Annotated in this window: 15 protein-coding genes; 4 read left to right on the top strand and 11 right to left on the bottom strand. The window is 53.5% G+C overall.

All coding sequences use genetic code 11. From position 1 onward, the window contains the following. Nucleotides 1-28: 28 nt before the first annotated feature. The 5 genes from yfkAB to ABH899_RS05145 form a co-directional block, all read right to left on the bottom strand. Nucleotides 29-1,159, bottom strand: coding sequence for a radical SAM/CxCxxxxC motif protein YfkAB (gene yfkAB / locus ABH899_RS05165; RefSeq protein ID WP_369994557.1), 1,131 nt, complete (start codon nt 1,157-1,159; stop codon nt 29-31). 123 nt (nt 1,160-1,282) lie between these two features. After that, nucleotides 1,283-3,529 carry an MMPL family transporter gene (locus tag ABH899_RS05160; protein WP_369994556.1) on the bottom strand — a complete coding sequence of 749 codons (2,247 nt, stop codon included), beginning with the start codon at nt 3,527-3,529 and terminating at the stop codon, nt 1,283-1,285. A 222-nt stretch (nt 3,530-3,751) separates the two neighbouring features. After that, nucleotides 3,752-4,840, bottom strand: coding sequence for an HD-GYP domain-containing protein (locus ABH899_RS05155; RefSeq protein ID WP_369994555.1), 1,089 nt, complete (start codon nt 4,838-4,840; stop codon nt 3,752-3,754). A gap of 191 nt (nt 4,841-5,031) precedes the next feature. Then, the gene (locus tag ABH899_RS05150) at nt 5,032-5,862 is read right to left on the bottom strand and encodes an undecaprenyl-diphosphate phosphatase (RefSeq protein WP_009674574.1); all 831 of its coding nucleotides are present in this window, start codon (nt 5,860-5,862) and stop codon (nt 5,032-5,034) included. A gap of 114 nt (nt 5,863-5,976) precedes the next feature. Then, nucleotides 5,977-7,428: a bifunctional metallophosphatase/5'-nucleotidase gene (locus ABH899_RS05145; RefSeq protein WP_369994552.1), complete on the bottom strand. Its 1,452-nt coding sequence runs from the start codon at nt 7,426-7,428 to the stop codon at nt 5,977-5,979. A 156-nt stretch (nt 7,429-7,584) separates the two neighbouring features. Between ABH899_RS05145 and ABH899_RS05140 the strand changes: the two genes are divergently transcribed. The 4 genes from ABH899_RS05140 (at nt 7,585) to ABH899_RS05125 (ending at nt 11,835) form a co-directional block, all read left to right on the top strand. Continuing rightward, nucleotides 7,585-8,373 carry a molybdenum cofactor biosynthesis protein MoaE gene (locus tag ABH899_RS05140; RefSeq protein WP_369994550.1) on the top strand — a complete coding sequence of 263 codons (789 nt, stop codon included), beginning with the start codon at nt 7,585-7,587 and terminating at the stop codon, nt 8,371-8,373. A 222-nt stretch (nt 8,374-8,595) separates the two neighbouring features. Next, complete coding sequence (locus ABH899_RS05135; protein ID WP_369994549.1) at nt 8,596-9,789, top strand: ThiF family adenylyltransferase; 1,194 nt, start codon at nt 8,596-8,598, stop codon at nt 9,787-9,789. A 355-nt stretch (nt 9,790-10,144) separates the two neighbouring features. After that, on the top strand, nt 10,145-11,206 hold the full coding sequence (locus ABH899_RS05130) for an HD-GYP domain-containing protein (RefSeq protein ID WP_218229229.1): 1,062 nt from the start codon (nt 10,145-10,147) through the stop codon (nt 11,204-11,206). 203 nt (nt 11,207-11,409) lie between these two features. Further along, nucleotides 11,410-11,835, top strand: coding sequence for a DUF308 domain-containing protein (locus ABH899_RS05125; protein WP_369994546.1), 426 nt, complete (start codon nt 11,410-11,412; stop codon nt 11,833-11,835). A 296-nt stretch (nt 11,836-12,131) separates the two neighbouring features. On the opposite strand, the gene ABH899_RS05120 is transcribed toward ABH899_RS05125, so the two are convergent. The 6 genes from ABH899_RS05120 to sufD form a co-directional block, all read right to left on the bottom strand. After that, on the bottom strand, nt 12,132-12,608 hold the full coding sequence (locus tag ABH899_RS05120; RefSeq protein ID WP_016423910.1) for a hypothetical protein: 477 nt from the start codon (nt 12,606-12,608) through the stop codon (nt 12,132-12,134). An 87-nt stretch (nt 12,609-12,695) separates the two neighbouring features. Continuing rightward, complete coding sequence (locus tag ABH899_RS05115; protein ID WP_009671495.1) at nt 12,696-13,376, bottom strand: hypothetical protein; 681 nt, start codon at nt 13,374-13,376, stop codon at nt 12,696-12,698. Between the two features lie 233 nt (nt 13,377-13,609). Then, the gene (gene sufB / locus ABH899_RS05110; protein WP_009671499.1) at nt 13,610-15,007 is read right to left on the bottom strand and encodes a Fe-S cluster assembly protein SufB; all 1,398 of its coding nucleotides are present in this window, start codon (nt 15,005-15,007) and stop codon (nt 13,610-13,612) included. A 27-nt stretch (nt 15,008-15,034) separates the two neighbouring features. Next, the gene (sufU, locus tag ABH899_RS05105; protein WP_009671527.1) at nt 15,035-15,463 is read right to left on the bottom strand and encodes a Fe-S cluster assembly sulfur transfer protein SufU; all 429 of its coding nucleotides are present in this window, start codon (nt 15,461-15,463) and stop codon (nt 15,035-15,037) included. Then, the gene (locus ABH899_RS05100; protein WP_009671498.1) at nt 15,450-16,676 is read right to left on the bottom strand and encodes a cysteine desulfurase; all 1,227 of its coding nucleotides are present in this window, start codon (nt 16,674-16,676) and stop codon (nt 15,450-15,452) included. The genes sufU and ABH899_RS05100 overlap by 14 nt, the downstream gene beginning before the upstream one ends. Further along, a complete protein-coding gene (gene sufD / locus ABH899_RS05095; protein ID WP_218229227.1) occupies nt 16,673-17,968 on the bottom strand; it encodes a Fe-S cluster assembly protein SufD in 1,296 nt (431 codons plus the stop codon). Before sufD ends, ABH899_RS05100 begins: the two co-directional genes overlap by 4 nt. Nucleotides 17,969-17,970: the final 2 nt, after the last annotated feature.

Genomic DNA, 17,970 nt, shown 5'->3' with positions numbered 1-17,970 from the left:
ATGGTTCTCAGTCTCCTTTGCTGCTAAATTACGTCAGAATGGCCTGACGCCGTGTGAAATCCTCACCGGAGTAATAAGAATTCGCCACCAGCAGGTTGGGACCGCAGCAGGAAACGGCCGGACAATGGCAATCGACCGTGCGGCTCAGCGGATGGTTCAGCCACCGATCAAAAACGGTCTCCAGCTTATCCTCGTGCAGATTGCCCAAAGCCGGGACGTCGGCAAAATCGGTTACATAAACGTCGCCTGTAAACATGTTGACGTTGAGACGGTTGCGCCCGTCCGGATCGTTGCGGACCGTCAGGTTCGGTTCGCTGCGCAGCCTGCTCAGCAGCTTCCGGTCTTCCTCCGCGCTGTTGCACGCGTAGAAAGGAAGTGTTCCGAGCAGCATCCACATCTCCGGATTGCGCCCGTCGAGCAGGCGGTGAATCGTATCCCTCAGCTGATCCAGGGTGAGGATCGGCAAGTTGGATGCAAAAGAACTCGGATACATGGGATGAACCTCATGCCTCTGACATCCGATTTCTTCAATGATTTTATGTATAGGAACTATTTTCTCGCTCGTTCGGGTGTTCAGCATGGATTCCGCCGAAATAAACATCCCGCCCTTACTGAGCGCCACGGAATTATCCAGCATGCGGTCGTACATTTTGGAAGCGGCTTGCATTCCGACAGGCCGTCCCGAACGGACAAAACCTACTTCGTGAAAATCTTCCACGCTCGTGTAGTTAAAGGAAATGTGCATCACATCCAGATAAGGGGCAATCCACTCGTACCTTTCCAGCTCCATAGTAAGATTGGAGTTGATTTGCGAACGGACTCCTCTCTCGCGTGCGTACCGCAGCAGAGGGACAATATATTCCTTTACGGTTTTCTCGGAGAACATGGGCTCTCCGCCCGTAATGCTGATCGTTTCCAAGTGCTGGATTTCTTCCAGCCTGCGGAGCGCATGATCCAGGGCAAGCTTCGGCCCTTCTTTCATGACAAGCGTATCGCCCACCGCACAATGCTCGCAGCGCATGTTGCACAAATTCGAGACCGTGAATTCCACACTGGTTAACGTGTGACGGCCGTACTGCTGGAGCGAACGTATCGGATCCCACGGGTCGTAGGAGGGCGAAAGTTTCATTAAAGCCGGGACAGCTGTTCGTTCATTCATTTCTTCTTCACATCCGGTACCTAAATTGGGGTGATTTCCCGATCCCCCTGGAATATACGCCGCCTTGCGCAAACGTATGCCCTCTATTGTACCCGATGCCAATGAAAAATGAAATAATCTCCGTTACAGTAACGGATCGCTTTCTTCCCGCGGTCCGTGGGGACGCAGCCAGCCCGGAGCCCACCAGTTCAGCCTGCCGAACAGCTTCATCAAGGCCGGAACGAGCAGGACGCGGACGACAGTCGCATCAATGAGGACAGCGAGCGCAAGGCCCAGGCCGAGCGCCTTCATAATCTCGATATCGGTAAAAATAAACGTGCCGACCACGACGATAAGAATGAAAGCAGCGCTCGTGATAAGCGAGCCGGTTTTCATCAGCCCTTCGGCCGTACTGCGCTCGTTGTCCCCGGTCCGGTCATACTCTTCCGCTATCCGCGAAATGAGAAACACCTCATAGTCCATCGAAATGCCGAAGACGACGCAGAAAATAACGATGGGCACCGTAGCGCTAACGTAACCGGTCGAGGTTACCCTCATCAGATCGGCCAGGAAACCGTGCTGAAAAACGAGCACCACGGCTCCGATACTCGCCCCTAGGCTTAATACGTTCATCAGGACCGCTTTAAGCGGGAGAAGCAGAGAGCGGAACGCCAGCAGGAGGACGATAAAAGTCACTCCCAAGACAAACATAATTACCACCGGCAGCTTGTCTTGAATCCGGTCCAGCATATCCAGCCGGTACGCGGGACCGCCCGTCATATGGACGTCCAGCCGCTGCCGGTCCAGTCCGCGGAGGCTCCGCACCAGTGCGTCGGTCGCCCGGTCGTCGGGGTCGCTTTCCGGGACGACGCGGATCAGCACGCTGTCCCGGACGGCCCCTGTCTTCCCCGCATCCGGAGAAGACAGGGAAGGCTCGCTCAGCACCGAAGCCGCCTGCTCGTCGCTGAGGCCCGGGAAGCCGTCCAGCACGCTGCGGACGCCTTTCACTCCCCCGGTTGCCTTCACCGAGGCGATGTAGGCCCTCAGACGGCCGACGGATGCGGCGTCCCACCTGCCCCCCGGGGCCGTGGCAAGGACCTGCAGCGGGTTCAGCTCCCGCTCGTCGAATGCCTGCCCGGCCAGGTCGCCGGCTTGCCGTGCGCCATACTGCGGCGGCAGAACGTCTCCGCTCGGCGTGCTCAGCTGCATGCCGCGTATGGGCAGCATCATGGCCGTCAACGCCGCCGTCAGCACGAGGGCCAGAACGACCGGATGGCGCATGACGAAGTAGGCGATCCGCTCCCAGAAGCGCCGTGTCGTCCCTCTCTCCGACCATGCCATCGGCAGGACCCGCAAGGAATTCACGTGTCTGCCCAACATAGCCAGCAGCGCCGGCAGGAGGGTGTTGGCAGCCAGAACCGAGATCGTCACCACGAGAATGCCTCCCAGACAGAGGGAGCGGAAGAACGAAAGATCCACGAACAGCATGCCGCACAGCCCGATCAATACGGCGATTCCGGAGAAGAAGATGCTCCGTCCCGCCATCCTGCAGGTCATCGCAACGGCATCCGGAATCTCCCTGCCTGCTCTCAGCTCTTCCCGGAACCGGCTGACCATAAACAACGCGTAGTCGATTCCAACCGCGAGCCCGAGCATCGTCACCATGTTCGGCAGGAAGTTGGACAACGCGACTTGCCGCGCAATAAAGTAGGTAATCCCCAGTGCCGCAGTCAAGCTGGCCACACCGACGATAAGGGGCAGCAGGGCTGCCGTTAACGTGCCGAAAATGATCAGGAGCACGATCAGCGCAATCGGGAGGCCGATCATTTCCGCTTTGGCGATATCGTTCTTGCTCGCTTTCTGCATATCGGCCAGCAGAGCCGGCGCTCCGCCCGTGTACACTTTCATCCCCGGAGGCGGAGTCAGACGAGCCTGGATCTCGCCGTATTTCTCCAGTACTTTCTCCACCCCCAGCTTGAGCGCTACGTTCACCGCCTGGATCTCGGCGGCCCGGGCCGATTCTTTTCTCGGGCTTTCGACAAACGCCCACGTACCTACATAGGGCAAGGATTTCAAAGGCTCCAGCGATTTTGCAATGGAGGCTTTGGCTTTTTCCGTCGTCAAATCTTTGCCGTCCCCGTCATATACGAGCTGCAGCGAGGAAGGCGGAACGCCCAGCTTCTCCTGCAGCAGGTGATACCCCCTGTCGGATTCGCTGCCTTTCGGCGTAAACCCGTCGTCTTTCAAAAGCCCCGATACTTGACCCGCCAAAATTGCGGCCCCGGCAAAGAATACGATCCAGACCGTCAGCACCCGCTTGCGGTACCGGTACATGGCGTATCCCCACTTCATGAATAACTCCGACTTCGCGCTTGGCTTCATCCCGTTCATTCCGATTCCTCCCGGACCTCTTGCGGCAACCGGAATTCTGCCGTATAAGCGGAATTTCCGTAATCGCTTCTTTTAGTATTCTTCCGGGATTTCCATTTTATATCAGCCTTCGCGGACGAAAAACAAAAAAAGCCGAACGGATCCCTCCGTCAGCTCTCGGCTTTTAACGTATCTATTCTTTTGAGAGCCGGACGGCCGGATTGAACCGCTTAACGGCATGACTTACAGGGGATGAACTTCCGTAATCATGATCGTCAATTTTTTGGACAAATCGATCTCGTATGGGGAGGCGATCATTTCACGCGCTTCGTTCTTGATCACACGGACAACGGGCCGTTGGGGAGCGGAAGCATTGAGGTCGACCACGACGGCGATTTCGCCGGTATTGAGCGCAACGGTGACGCCGAGCGGGTAAATGGCCACTTTATCCCGGAACAGGTTCAGCATGTCCGTATCGTACAGGGTGCCCGCTCCGCCCATAATAACTTCCAACGCCTCGTGGGGAAGCATAGCCTTGCGGTAAACCCTCTGTGTCGTCATCGCATCGTAGGAGTCCACCATCGCGATCCATTTCGCATAGGGATGAATCTCTTCGTCTTTAATGCCTCTCGGGTACCCGCTGCCGTTGATCCGTTCATGATGCTGAAACGCGCAGTGTGCGGAGAGCAGAGGGATGTTCGCCTCGTCCTTGAGCATTTGAAACCCGTACACCGTATGCTTCTCCATCTCGGACCATTCCGGTTCGGACAGCTTGGAGGGCTTCGACAGGATCTCCTCCGCGATTTGCGTTTTGCCGATATCGTGAAGAAGAGCCCCTAGGCCCAGCGTCATTAATTCATCCCTTTCGTATCCATGGCTCATGCCGAGCATGGTGGTGTATAAACAGACGTTAAGCGAATGCTGATATAAGTAGTGGTCTTTAATCTGTATATCGCCCAGCATAATCATGGCGTCTTTATGACGGGATAAATCATCGATCACGTGGTCCATCTGCTGCCTGAACGATTTGCCGAAATGCTGGTAATTCGCTAGTGTTCTCCGTCCCGGTTCGTTCATCAGCTTGCGGAAGGTGGACCGGATTTCCGTGAACAGCCTGAGCTTGGTCTCCTCCGAGACCAGGTCGTTCGGAACGATATCATCGGTCAGCGCATCCTGGATATACAAATAATCGATTCCGTATGTTTTCAACCGCTCCAGCAGCGATTGTGTTAATTCGACATTTTCCGCAAGCAGTACCGCTCCCTGCTCGTTGTAAATATGTCTGCCCAGTCTCATGCCCGGTTGGCAATGGCTGATGGGTAAAAGCCGCATATTCTCCAAACCCCGCGATCTGTGTATTCCTCTCTTTATACCCTTACTGTATAAGATATTTTTGGAAAGAGCAATACAAAAACCGCGTTTTTTCGACGCGGTTCCTGGAGGTTTTTTTACATGTTCCATCCATTTTTGTAAAAACTATCTCTCCGGCTGTCCCAAACTTATAGGCTAAAACCCGGAAAAAACTAAACTACCCACAGATAAACGATGAAAATAGCGGCCAGTGCAAAGCGGTAATAAGAGAAATAAGTCAGTTTCATGCGCTGTACGAAACGGATAAACGTCACAATGGCCAGCAGCGCGACAATAAAGGAAACGATAAAGCCCACTGCGAAAAAAAGGATATCGTCCGACGTGAAGCTTTTGTAGCTTTTAAGCAGGGAATATCCGCTGGCGGCAAACATGATCGGAACCGCCATAATGAACGTAAAATCGGCACCCGCTTTACGGGTTACACCGTGGAGCATACCGCCCGCCATCGTCGCACCGGAGCGCGAAAATCCCGGAATCAGGACGGATAGACACTGGTAGAGTCCGATGGTAAACGCCTGACGGTACGAAATACCGTCCATGTCCTCAACGACCGGTCCTCTTGTCCGGTCCATCTTCTTCTCGGCGATGATCATCAGAATACCGCCCAGGATCAGGGACACGACAACGGTTTTCGGGGAAAACAAATACGTTTCAATCAAATCGTCGAACAGAAAAGCGATTCCCATCGCCGGGACGATCCCCAGCAGAATGTGAAGGACATTTAACCGGGATGCTCCTGCTTTAACCGCTACCGGCTCCCGGTTGATTCCGAGAATACGCAGGATCCGTTTCCAATACACGATCACGACGGCAAGAATGGCGCCGAGCTGGATCACGATCGTGAACGTCTTCATGAGCGGTTCATCATCGCTGATTCCCAGCAGAGACTGCGTCAGAATCATGTGTCCGGTTGAAGAAACCGGCAGAAACTCGGTTAACCCTTCGACAATCCCGATAATCACGGCAATCCACAAACTGTACATGGTCTCTCTCCTAATAATAACAGCTGGGGACCTGTGCCGGGCATGGACAGATCCCCGCAATTATACATTTTACCCGGATCAAAGGGTCAAGACAAGTTAACCTCCCGGCATCGGTCAAATGCCTTCAGGCTGCCAGCGTGACTCGAAAGCCTCTTGAAACCGCTCGGGATGCTGAAGCTCCTCACCCAGAATATCCCTCAGCAGCTCGGGAAGCAGGTACTCCACATCCGTTGCTTCGCGCAGGGATAAGTATCCCACTCCGAACGTAAACATGTCGATCATACCGACGGTATACGTCCGGTCTTGCTCCAGTGCCTCTCCGTTAACGAGCACCCCGCGGATTTTGTCCGAAGGCTTCCCTTCCGGATCGTAACGGACGGTCAAACCGTCCAGGCACAGGATGCCGAGCACTTCCCCGCGGAAGCCGAAGCCCCGGATCGGCTTGCTCTGAAATTCCGGCAGAAGGGATTCCTCCAGCGCCTGCAATAGACGGCCGCCTGTCAGCTTGACCCGGCAGGGATTGATCGGGCCGGGACAGATGGCCAAGAGGCGCCCGATCGTGACGGGCCCTCTCGCAAGCCCGCGCAGCAGTTGACCGGCGTTGACGAGCCCGATCTCCGCGTTCATCCAGCGGCGCAGGCCCGACGCGAGCAGGTTGCCGAGCGGAGACTCGCTGTACCAGTCAAGCTCCAGCGGCTCCGCGAGATTCGTTACCGGAATATCGAGGGCGCGCCGGCCCAGCTCCGCATTGCGGGCGAGAATTTCCGCGATCTCCGCGTCGTCCTCCCAGCCGGAGACGGCGTGAACGCGGCCCGCAAGCCGCTCGATGCGCCGCTCCCGCACGTTGTAGGCGATCTCCACCTCTCCCGCATACTGCCCGTATTTGCCTGCGGCGCAGACCAGCGTGTCCCGGATGTGCAGCGGCTTTTCCAGCAGATGGTGAGTGTGCGCGCCGAGGATGACGTCGATGCCTTCGACTTCCGCCGCCATCCGTTCATCGTAACGGAGTCCGAGGTGGGACAGGACGATCACAATGTCGACCTGCGGCCGCAGCTTCTCCACCCAGTAGGCAGCCGCCTTAACAGGCTCCCGGACATCCCAGCCCAGCAGCTCGTAATAGTCCGTAAAAGCCGCCGTCAGGCCGATTAAACCTACGGTGATGTCTCCTTTGCGCACGATATGATACGGAACCATCCAGGCGGGAACCATCCCCGTGTCCGCATCAAGGATGTTGCTTCCGATAACGGGAAATTCCGCTTTCGTTTCAAAAAGACTCCGAAGCGCATCCGGAGCGTATGTCAATCCTTCGTTATTGCCCGGGACCATCGCCTCGTATCCCGTTGCATTCATGATTTCGATATTGGCGGCGCCGCCCGTCCCTTCGGTTTCGAGCCTCATCCGGTCCAGATGATCGCCGATATCCAGCGTCAGGATCTCATCCCCTTCATGGCGGCGTCTAAGCTCTTTGAAGCAGGTTGCAATTTTGGGCATTTGTTCGAAATGACTGTGCAGGTCATTCGTATGAAGAATCACTAACGTCTGATGCTTCTGCTGCTTTTCGGGCATGATTTCACCTCCGCTGTAAAGCCTGTCTCTATTACGTATGCCATACTTTGCTTCATTATGTAAGAAGCCCGGTTGCCCGGACAGCCTCATTATATCATTTTCGTTTTAGGATATGATATGCTAGTTGAAAACGCAACTTTCAGGAGAGAAGCCCTCATGACGTTTCATATTCGACTTTTTGCGGGCTTGGCCGATGAGCTTGGCCGCCCTTCCATTGATATAACACTGACCCGGGACCCCGGTGAAAAATCCGTAACCGTTCAGGATCTCTTGGACGAAATAGGCGGGCAATTTCCCGGTGCCCGTTCTCTTCTCACCCACTGCTTCCTGGCCAAAAATCACGCTTATGCCGCTCCGGATGAGCCTGTAACCGAGACCGACGAGCTGGCGCTCATTCCTCCCGTGTCGGGAGGAGGCGGCGAAGAGCCGCAAGCGGCAGACGAAACATCCGTAGCCGCCCGTTACATACTCACGCGAGATCCCATTGAGCCCGCCGAGCTCCTACATAAGGTTACCCATCCCGACTGCGGAGCGACACTCGCGTTTATCGGCACGACCCGCGAACATACTCACGGAGTGCGCACCGTCCTGCTCGAATATGAAGCCTACGAGCCGATGGCCGTCTCCGTCATGGAAACCATCGGCGCCGAGATGGAAGCCCGCTGGCCCGGAAGCCGCTGCGCGATGACGCACCGGCTGGGTCCCGTCGGAATCGGCGAAAGCAGTCTTGTCATCGCCGTCTCCACGCCGCACCGGGCGGACTGTTACGAGGCAAGCCGCTACGCCATTGAGCGGGTAAAGCAAATCCTGCCCATCTGGAAAAAAGAAATCGGCGAAGACGGCGCCGAATGGAAAGGCTACGTATCCCCGTCCGGCGGGCGCGAGTGGAATCCGCTCGATCTTCCGGAGGGCGGGAACGGCAGCGTCAGCAAAGCCGGAAAGTAAATTTTCCTTGCAGAAGCGGGGGAAGGAAAGACTGAAAAGCCTAAAAGGACGTACCGGACCTGAACGGACTTATACCGATTTAATTCCTTCTGAATCTAACGTTCACGTTCGCACATCGGATAAAGGCGTGCGCGCAACTTCTTCAATGAACCTAAGGTTACGGTTAATTACCAGAATGCCCAGCAGATTACTCTACAAAACAAGCACGGAAGGAGCAAACCTATGAGCAGTCTCCACCCCAATCAGCCAGCGGGCGACTTGCCGTCCGCGGCCTTCTCTCCGTCCTCCCGAGCCGGTGAGGATGCAGCCGCTCAGCCGGCGGCGCAGCTTGAAGCGGCGCAAGCCGGCGGGCAAACAGCGCGGACCGGAGCCGCCGGCGAAGCCGAAGTGCCGGCCCGCTATTCCCGGCACGTGCTCTTCAAGCCCGTCGGCGAGAACGGCCAGCGGGCGCTCGGCCGCGCGCGGGTCGCCATCGTCGGCCTCGGCGCGCTCGGCACCGTCCTCGCGAACCACATGGTTCGCGCCGGTGTCGGCTTCGTGCGCCTGATCGACCGCGACTTCGTCGAGGAGAGCAATCTGCAGAGGCAGATGCTCTATGACGAAGAAGACGCCCGCCAGGCGCAGCCCAAAGCATCAGCCGCCGCCGCGAAGCTGCGGCTGGTGAACTCCCTCGTCGGCATCGAAGCCCATGTCGCCGACTTGAACCCCTTGAATGCCGAAGAGCTGCTGACCGGCGTGGATCTGATTCTGGACGGTACGGATAACTTTTCCGTCCGGTTTCTGATCAACGATGTCAGCGTCAAGCACGGCATTCCGTGGCTGTACGGCGGCGCCGTCGCTTCGCGCGGCGTCTCGCTTGCCATTCTGCCCGGCGAAACGCCGTGTCTGCGCTGCCTGTTCGGCTCCGCGCCGGCACACGGCACCGCCGATACATGCGACACCGCCGGCGTCATCGGTCCGATCATTCATATGGTCGCTTCCTATCAGGCAACCGAAGCGATGAAAATTCTGATCGGGGATATGCGGCATCTAAACCGCCGCATGCAGCAGTGGGATCTGTGGTACAACCACTACACCTCCGTGGATGTTGCGGGAGCCCGCAAAGCGGACTGTCCCGCCTGTGCCCGTCACACATTCGAATATCTCAACGCGGATATCGAAGGGGAAACGATCCAGACGCTGTGCGGAAGAGATTCCGTCCAAATTCATCCCGTCCAAGCAGCGGAATTTTCTCTGGAGCAGTGGGAACAGCGTCTCGCCCCGCTCGGTCACGTAAGCCGCAACAAATTTTTGCTTCGCTTCCGTCCTTCGGATGAGATTACGCTTGTCCTGTTTCCTGACGGACGCGTGCTTGTACAAGGCGTCACCGACCCCACTGCCGCCAAAACGTTGTACAGCCGGTACATCGGCATGTAATCTGCGCGCCACGCTTCGGACCTTATCTACGGATAAGGTCCTTTTTTTATAAGATCCGTCCATGCTGGCTTACTTCATAAGAAAAAACATCCCGGCACTCGTACTCGCACGCTATTCGTTACAAAACATGTCCCCCCTCCCTTCCGTTTACAATATAAATCCCTCCCCTTTATTTTCCTATTTTGCCCATCTTTTAGCGGCTTGTTACGGCTTTCATTTTCTTTATAAATAATTGATCAAATCCGACACCTAAATTCCGAAAGATGGAAAATGTTTCATTGCAACTCTGTTTATCCTCCTGCTAATATGAAAGTGATTGAGAAAAAATGGGAACAGGAAAAGGTGAATGAATTCAATGAGAATTCATATAACAGATCTGCAGGTGGGTGACCGTCTAGCCCGCGATACGTTCAATTCTATCGGATTGAACATTTTATCGGCCGATACGAAAGTGGACGAGTTCGATATTTTGAAACTGAACAAGCATCAGATTGAATATGTGGACATCGAAGACCGTCCTCTGCCCGGCAGCCAAGCTCATTCGCAAACCGCTGCTGCTTCCTCGGAGCTTTTGCGGCAGGAGGAATCGTTCCACTCCGCTATCGGCGGCATCAAAGACTTATTCGAAAGCGCGGTCCGGACAGGCAAGCTTTCCGACCCGGTTGTCGAGCAGTACTATGGTCCCCTCATCTCTAGTGTGCGGGAAGAAAAAGACGTCGTGAATCTGCTGCTCTGCCTGGACAGCCGCGATGATTATACATACCAGCACAGCGTACAGGTCGGCCTCATCTCCTACTTTATTTCGATCTGGCTGGGCAAATCCGAAGAGGAAGCCAAGGAAATCGGCAAAGCCGGCTATCTTCACGATATCGGAAAATGCCGGATCAGCTTCGACGTGCTGCATAAACCGGGTAAGCTTACGGAAGAAGAGTATGCCGAGATGAGAAAGCATACCGTTTACGGTTACGAAATTATACGTAATTCAATTGCGGATGAACTGTCGGCGCTCGTCGCCTTGCAGCATCACGAACGGCTCAACGGCTCCGGGTATCCGCTGGGCAAAACCGCCGAAGCGATTCACCCCGCCGCCAAAATCGTTGCCGTAGCCGACGTATACAGCGCCATGATCAATAACCGTTCGTACCAGTCCAAGCGGGATCTGCTTTACGTCCTGAAGGAGCTTCACAAAATGAGCTTCGGTGAGCTTGATCCTCAAGCGGTTCATGTTTTTATCGCCAACATGGTCCCGAATTTTATCGGTAAGAAAGCCACCTTATCCAACGGTCAGTCCGGCACCATCGTCATGACTTTTCCAAATGATTATTTCCGCCCCCTTATTCAGATTGACGATGCCGGAGATACGTTCATCGACCTTACACAGCGGACCGATCTGGAGATTCAATTCATCACGGTCTAGTAAGCGCTTCATTTCTAATGCTGCAAAATGCAACAGCCGCCGCTCCCTTTGGGATTGTGCGGCTGTTTTGTGCTACAATGACCCTATCGGCACACACACGGTCCACCGATCCGCCGATTCGGCGATCCTCTTATACCGGATATGCCAGATCCGCCGGTGGTAAATCCGGCAACCCAACCCTTCCTCAAGGAGGCGCATGCATCTTGTCCGACGACAAACACAAAGAACAGCCATTTGTAACGATAAATCGCCAGCCTGATCCGCTACGGGAAGGCACGTTCGTAAACAAGGAAGAGAGCGAACCCTTGCGAGAACCCGAGCTTCCCTCGGCATTTTCTTCCGGTTACACCCCGCCTCCCGTAAAACCGAGAAAGACTTCGGCTGTCCTGGCGGTGCTCTGCGGCATTTTGGCAGTCCTTTTTAACCTGCTGGTTGTTACGCTTCCCCTCGGCATTATCCTCGGGATTACCGCCTTCGGTTCGGGCCTTATCGCCAGGCGCTCTCACCGGCGGTCCGCAGGGCTTGTCCTCTCCCTTTTCTCGTTTCTGATCGCAGGGGTTTGGCTTGCCAGCGCCCTGGTCCCGCTTGCGGTTGATCCCACGATAAGAGTCGGCCTGCGGCTGCCTTAACCGGCGGTCCGGGCTTTTTGTCGTGACCTTTTAATGAGGAATGACAGGCTAGTCTGTGGCGTCATCCGCAGGAGTAAAATTGACGGATAAGCCTCTGGAGTCGGGAACCCCCCCGATGGATTTAAGATTGCAACGTCATCCTATTCCGAGGAGAGTGCGCCTTTTCCTATAAATTGCAGAAAAAAACGTGTCCGGTAACTCGGACACGCAAGCGTAGAAGTCATCGCAGATAAGTAATGAGACCACCCATTTCAACCGCTTAGAAATCGCTCTAGCTCTTATTATTAAATTGTTAGTTATTGCCCTTTCTTATCTGTTAAATCATACTCGGTTCCACCTATCGTTAGCTTAAATTTAATTTCATCCAAATGTAGTTTTAAGTACTCCAAATCATCTTCTTTGTATGGAGATTCCGGAATAAAGGTTATGGGATACCTTACAGCCAATGTGGTGTTCTCTTGCTTGCAACCATCACCGCCTGCAAATCTTCTACACAGAGATTTTAGTGAAAGGGTACCTTTATTAATTGGGACTAACTCTTTTGAATGCGCCGAATATCCATAACTAATTTCTGCACTTTCAGTGTCTATCGGAGAGGGACCGCTAATTGTCAACTGGTATTCTAACATAACTAGTTTATTTCCATCTGCTTGAATTGTTTGGCTTCCCTCGGTGATTAGCTGAATTTTTTCAAGATTGTAGGTCTGTTTGTCTGTACTACAACCTGTTAAAACTAATACAACTAGAATGAGAAGCATGAAGTATTGTTTCATAAGTTTAACCTCCATAGCTATTGTAAAACAAATCAAAGTCGGCGAAAAGCCGACTTTGATTTATCTTTATTCATGCTTTAGGTTATATCAATAGTTTGAATCTCTTGAGTACAACACAATTTTGGGTTTGTATACGGAATTTACTGTGGTGTTCCCTACATAATATTCCTGAGTACCTGTATTTATGTTTCCATTGTAAACATTGTAAACATCATACTTTTTAAGCGTCCATGCGGATTTGTCATATCCGGTCCCAGTATAGTAATTTCTTGAATTATATCCCGGATCAGGACCTGCAAAAGACTCAGTGACAGTCTCTTTATAAGACCAGGTGCCCGTGTAATTTCCAGTAATACTTAAATTGATTACTTTTATTTTATTAAAATCTGCTTCACCTGTAATACTTACAGTTGTAGAGTTACTCCTTTCAACTGTTGTCGTTTTTGCTCCACCTTTTGCAATACTTAAGTATTGTTTTTGATTATCAACAGGTTTTGCATCATACTGAACAATGCTCCAATTTTGAACAACATAATAAGAATATTTATACTCCTCATGAACATCTCCTCTAGTAGAGTGTTGGTTCTTGAGCGATGGATCTATAAAAGTTAATTTTGCAGTTGTATTAACAGGCGTTTCAATAGTCTTTTCAAATTTTACAGGCTCATCAAGAGAGTTAGCGTCAGTTGCATATGCCGGTATTGATGAAGATGCCAATGTTAAAACAGATGCTACAGCCAATACATGTAGTATTTTCTTACTTTGCATGGAATGCACCTACTTTTCTATTAATTAATTATTGATTGTAATGTTGGCCAACTATTACAACATCAAACAATCTTTCAATATGCACCTTTTAATTTAACCATATTTATACATTTTTGTAAATGAATTTTCCTGTTTTTAAAATAAAAAAAGTGCCCCTGAGACTCGAACACGACGTGTACAAGTCATCATAGGCACTTTTATTGTTATAAATATAGAAACATCCAAAATCAAAATTAACCGATGGAACCTTCCATCTCGAACTTGATGAGTCGGTTCATTTCAACCGCATACTCCATCGGAAGTTCTTTCGTGAACGGCTCGATAAAGCCCATTACGATCATTTGCGTCGCTTCGCCTTCCGACAGACCGCGGCTCATCAGGTAGAAGAGCTGATCTTCGGATACTTTCGAAACGGTCGCTTCGTGCTCCAGCGTGATGTTGTCGTTCATGATTTCGTTGTACGGAATCGTGTCGGACGTGGATTGTTTATCCATAATCAGCGTGTCGCACTTGATGTTGGATTTCGCGCCTGCGGAATTACGGCCGAAGGAAGCGAGTCCGCGGTACGTTACTTTACCGCCGTGCTTGGAGATCGACTTCGAAATGATCGTCGAAGTGGTGTCCGGAGCAAGGTGGATCATTTTCGCACCGGCATCCTGATGCTGGCCTTTGCCTGCAACGGCAATGGACAGAACGGAGCCTTTGGCGCCGCGGCCTTTAAGCACGACAGCCGGGTATTTCATCGTCAGCTTGGAGCCGATGTTACCATCCACCCATTCCATGTTCGCGCCTTCTTCAGCGACGGCACGCTTGGTAACGAGGTTGTAGATGTTCGGCGCCCAGTTCTGGATCGTGGTGTAACGGGCACGGGAGTTTTTGCGGCATACGATTTCAACGACCGCGCTGTGAAGCGAGTTCGTGCTGTATACCGGAGCGGTACAACCTTCTACATAGTGAACGAAGCTGTCTTCGTCCGTGATGATCAGGGTACGCTCGAACTGACCCATATTTTCCGAGTTGATACGGAAATACGCTTGAAGCGGAACTTCGCATTTTACGCCTTTCGGTACGTAAATGAAGCTGCCGCCGGACCATACGGCGCTGTTCAGCGCGGCGAACTTGTTGTCGGTCGGAGGAATGACGGTTCCGAAATATTCACGGAACAATTCCGGGTATTCACGCAGCGCGCTGTCGGTGTCCATGAAGATCACGCCTTGATCTTCAAGTTCTTTCTGCATGCTGTGGTAAACGACTTCGGACTCGTACTGAGCGGATACGCCGGCAAGGAACTTCTGTTCCGCTTCCGGAATACCGAGCTTGTCGAACGTTTCCTTAATCTCGGTCGGAACCTCTTCCCACGTCTTGCCCTGTTTCTCGGACGGCTTGACATAGTACTGGATGTCATTGAAATCGAGATCATCCAGGTTACCGCCCCAACGCGGCATCGGCATGCTGAAGAACTGTTCCAGCGATTTCAGACGGAACTCAAGCATCCACTCGGGCTCGCCTTTCATTCTGGAAATTTCGGTGACGATTTCGGCGTTCAGGCCTTTTCCCGATTGGAAAATAGACTTGTGCTCGTCCCGAAAGCCGTATTTGTACTCTTCCATTTCTGGCATTTGCTTAGCCATCGTACCAACCTCCTTTAATTCTGCTAATTACGATTGCTTCGTCTGTTCGATTCCCTTGCGGAGCGCGTTCCATGCGAGTGTGGCGCATTTGATACGGGCCGGGAACTTGTTCACACCGGACAAAGCCTCTATATCTTCGTATTCGAATTCCACGTCTTCGCCCTTCATCAGCTTGGAGAAATTCTCTGCCATTTCGAGCGCTTCTTCGAGCGTTTTGCCTTTGACGGCATCCGTCATCATCGAAGCCGAGGACATCGAAATCGAGCATCCCTCGCCCACATACTTAGCGGCTTTGACTTTTCCGTCTTCTACCTGCATCTGCAAAGTGATCCGGTCCCCGCACGTAGGGTTATTCAAGTTGATCGAAACCGATTCGTTATCGTCGAACGACCCGCGGTTTCTCGGCGTTTTATAATGATCCATGATGACTCTGCGGTATAAATCATCCAATTGCATGACCGAAATACTCCTTTGTTTTTAGTAGGCCCTGGACGAGTCGGTCGATGTCATCTTCAGTATTGTATAAATAAAAGCTGGCGCGTGCCGTAGCCGATTGTTCCAGCCAGCGCATCAGCGGCTGGCAGCAGTGGTGACCGGCACGAACGGCGATACCTTCGGCATCCAGCACCGTAGCCACGTCGTGCGGATGAACGTCACCGAGGTTAAAGGTGACAAGCCCGACGCGGTTGTTTCTCGGACCGTAAACATTCAGACCCTCAACTTCAAGCATACGCTCCAGCGCATAGGCAGTCAAGCTGGCATCGTGGTCGGCGATCGCGTCGAGACCGATCTCCTCCAGGAAGTCGATAGCCGCTCCAAGACCGACGGCGCCGGCGATAATCGGCGTTCCCCCCTCGAATTTCCAAGGGAGTTCCTTCCACGTGGAATCGTAAAGATCCACATGGTCGATCATTTCGCCGCCGAATTCAATCGGCTCCATCGCTTCAAGCAGTTCCTTCTTCCCATACAATACCCCGATTCCGGTCGGTCCACACATTTTATGGCCGGAGAAGGCGAAGAAGTCGCAATCCAGATCCTGCACATCCACCTTCAGGTGCGGGGCGCTCTGCGCGCCGTCCACCAGCATCTTGGCACCGTGACGGTGAGCGATCTCGGCGATGGCTTTCACCGGGTTCAGGACGCCCAGGACGTTGGAAAGATGAACGACCGATACGAATTTCGTGCGGTCCGTAATGGTTGTTTCCACATCTTCAAGGGCGATGGAACCGTCCGCTTGAAGCGGGATATATTTAAGCGTGGCGCCGGTCGCCTTCGCGACCTGCTGCCATGGAATGAGATTGCTGTGGTGTTCCATCGGCGTGATAACGATTTCGTCGCCTTCTCCGCAGATGGAGCGGGCATACGAGCTGGCAACCAGATTGATCGCCGTCGTCGTGCCGCGTGTGAAGATGATTTCCTGCTCGGAGCGGGCGTTGATAAAACGGACGACCTTCGCACGCGCTCCTTCGTAAGCGTCTGTGGCACGGGACCCCAGGGTGTGGACGCCTCGGTGTACGTTCGAATTGTCCCATTCGTAATACTTTTTCAGGGCCTCGATGACTTGGACCGGCTTCTGGGAAGTCGCGGAGCTATCCAGATAAACGAGCGGATGCCCGTTCACTTCCTGATTCAAAATGGGGAACAGTTCGCGTATCTCCGAAGGTTTCATTGCCCCAGCTTCCTCTCTACCATAGTTTGCAGCTGCTCTTCCAGCTTGGCGATCGGAATCTCCGATACGACCGGAGCCAGGAAGCCGTAAATCAGGAGACGAGTGGCTTCCACACGGGAAATCCCGCGGGACATCATGTAGTAAACCTGGTCCTGGTTTACTTGACCCACGCTCGCCGCGTGACCGGCTTTTACGTCATCTTCGTCGATCAGAAGAATCGGATTGGCGTCGCCGCGGGCTTTCGGGCTGAGCATGAGCACGCGCTCCGTCTGCTGGCCGTTGGCGCCCGTTGCGCCTTTCTCGATCTTCGTGATGCCGTTGATGATGGCGGTAGCCTGGTCTCTCATAACGGCACGCGTAATCATGTCGCTGCTGGAGTTCAGACCGAAGTGAACCGCGCGTGTCGTCAAGTTCAGCTTCTGGTCGTTCGTTCCCACGCAGATGACTTTCGCATCCGAGTAAGAGCCGTTGCCCTTCAGGATCGAAGTCGTGTCGGACATGGAGTTGCCTTGATTCATTTCGCCGACGACCCAGTTCACGCGTCCGTCGTTCTCTACAACGGCGCGGCGGTAAGTCAGATCCGTAACGCCTTCCGTCAGGTTGTGAACCGAAGCGAATTGAACGTTCGCGCCCGGCTTCACGAATACTTCGGTTACCCCGTTTTGTACAAGCGAAGCGCCGGTACCGACGGAAGTAAAGTTCTCCACGTAAGTGACGGAGCTGTTCGTATCCGCTACGATCAGGATGTGCGGAGAGAAGCTCGCTGCCGAATCATCGGACAGGAACAAGGCCTGCAGCGGGATTTCCACGTTTACGTTCTTCGGAACGTAAAGGAATACGCCGCCGGTCCACGTTGCCGCATGCACGGCCGTCAGCAGGTTTTCGCCCGCTTCGACCGCTTTGCCGAGGTACGGCCGGACCAGGTCGCCGTGTTCGCGAACCGCGGTTTCAAGATCCGTAAAGATAACGCCGCGGCCGGCAAGTTCTTCGGACAGAGCCCGGTATACGGCTCCGGAGTTCCGTTGAACGATAATGTTCGTCTCTCCGACGAGTGTTTTAACCTCCTCCGGCAGCTCGCTGACGGAAGCAAGGGCTTGAGGCTCGCGGTACGTACCGAAAGAGCTCAGGTCCCAACGGTCCAATCTCGTTTTTTCCAATTTAGGCAGTTCCAAAGATCCCGCCAGATTTGCCGCCTGCACGCGCAGATCGGTCAACCACTCCGGCTCCTGTCTGGCTTTCGACGCTTGGGCGACGGCTTGGGAATCAACGGGAAGAATGGTTTGTGTCGTCATAT

Origin of the sequence: Paenibacillus sp. RC84, assembly GCF_041260495.1 — a bacterium.
In the GTDB taxonomy this organism is placed as follows: domain Bacteria; phylum Bacillota; class Bacilli; order Paenibacillales; family NBRC-103111; genus Paenibacillus_F.
Note: the sequence above shows the minus strand (reverse complement) of the source record. Positions and strands in the feature narration are given on the sequence as shown.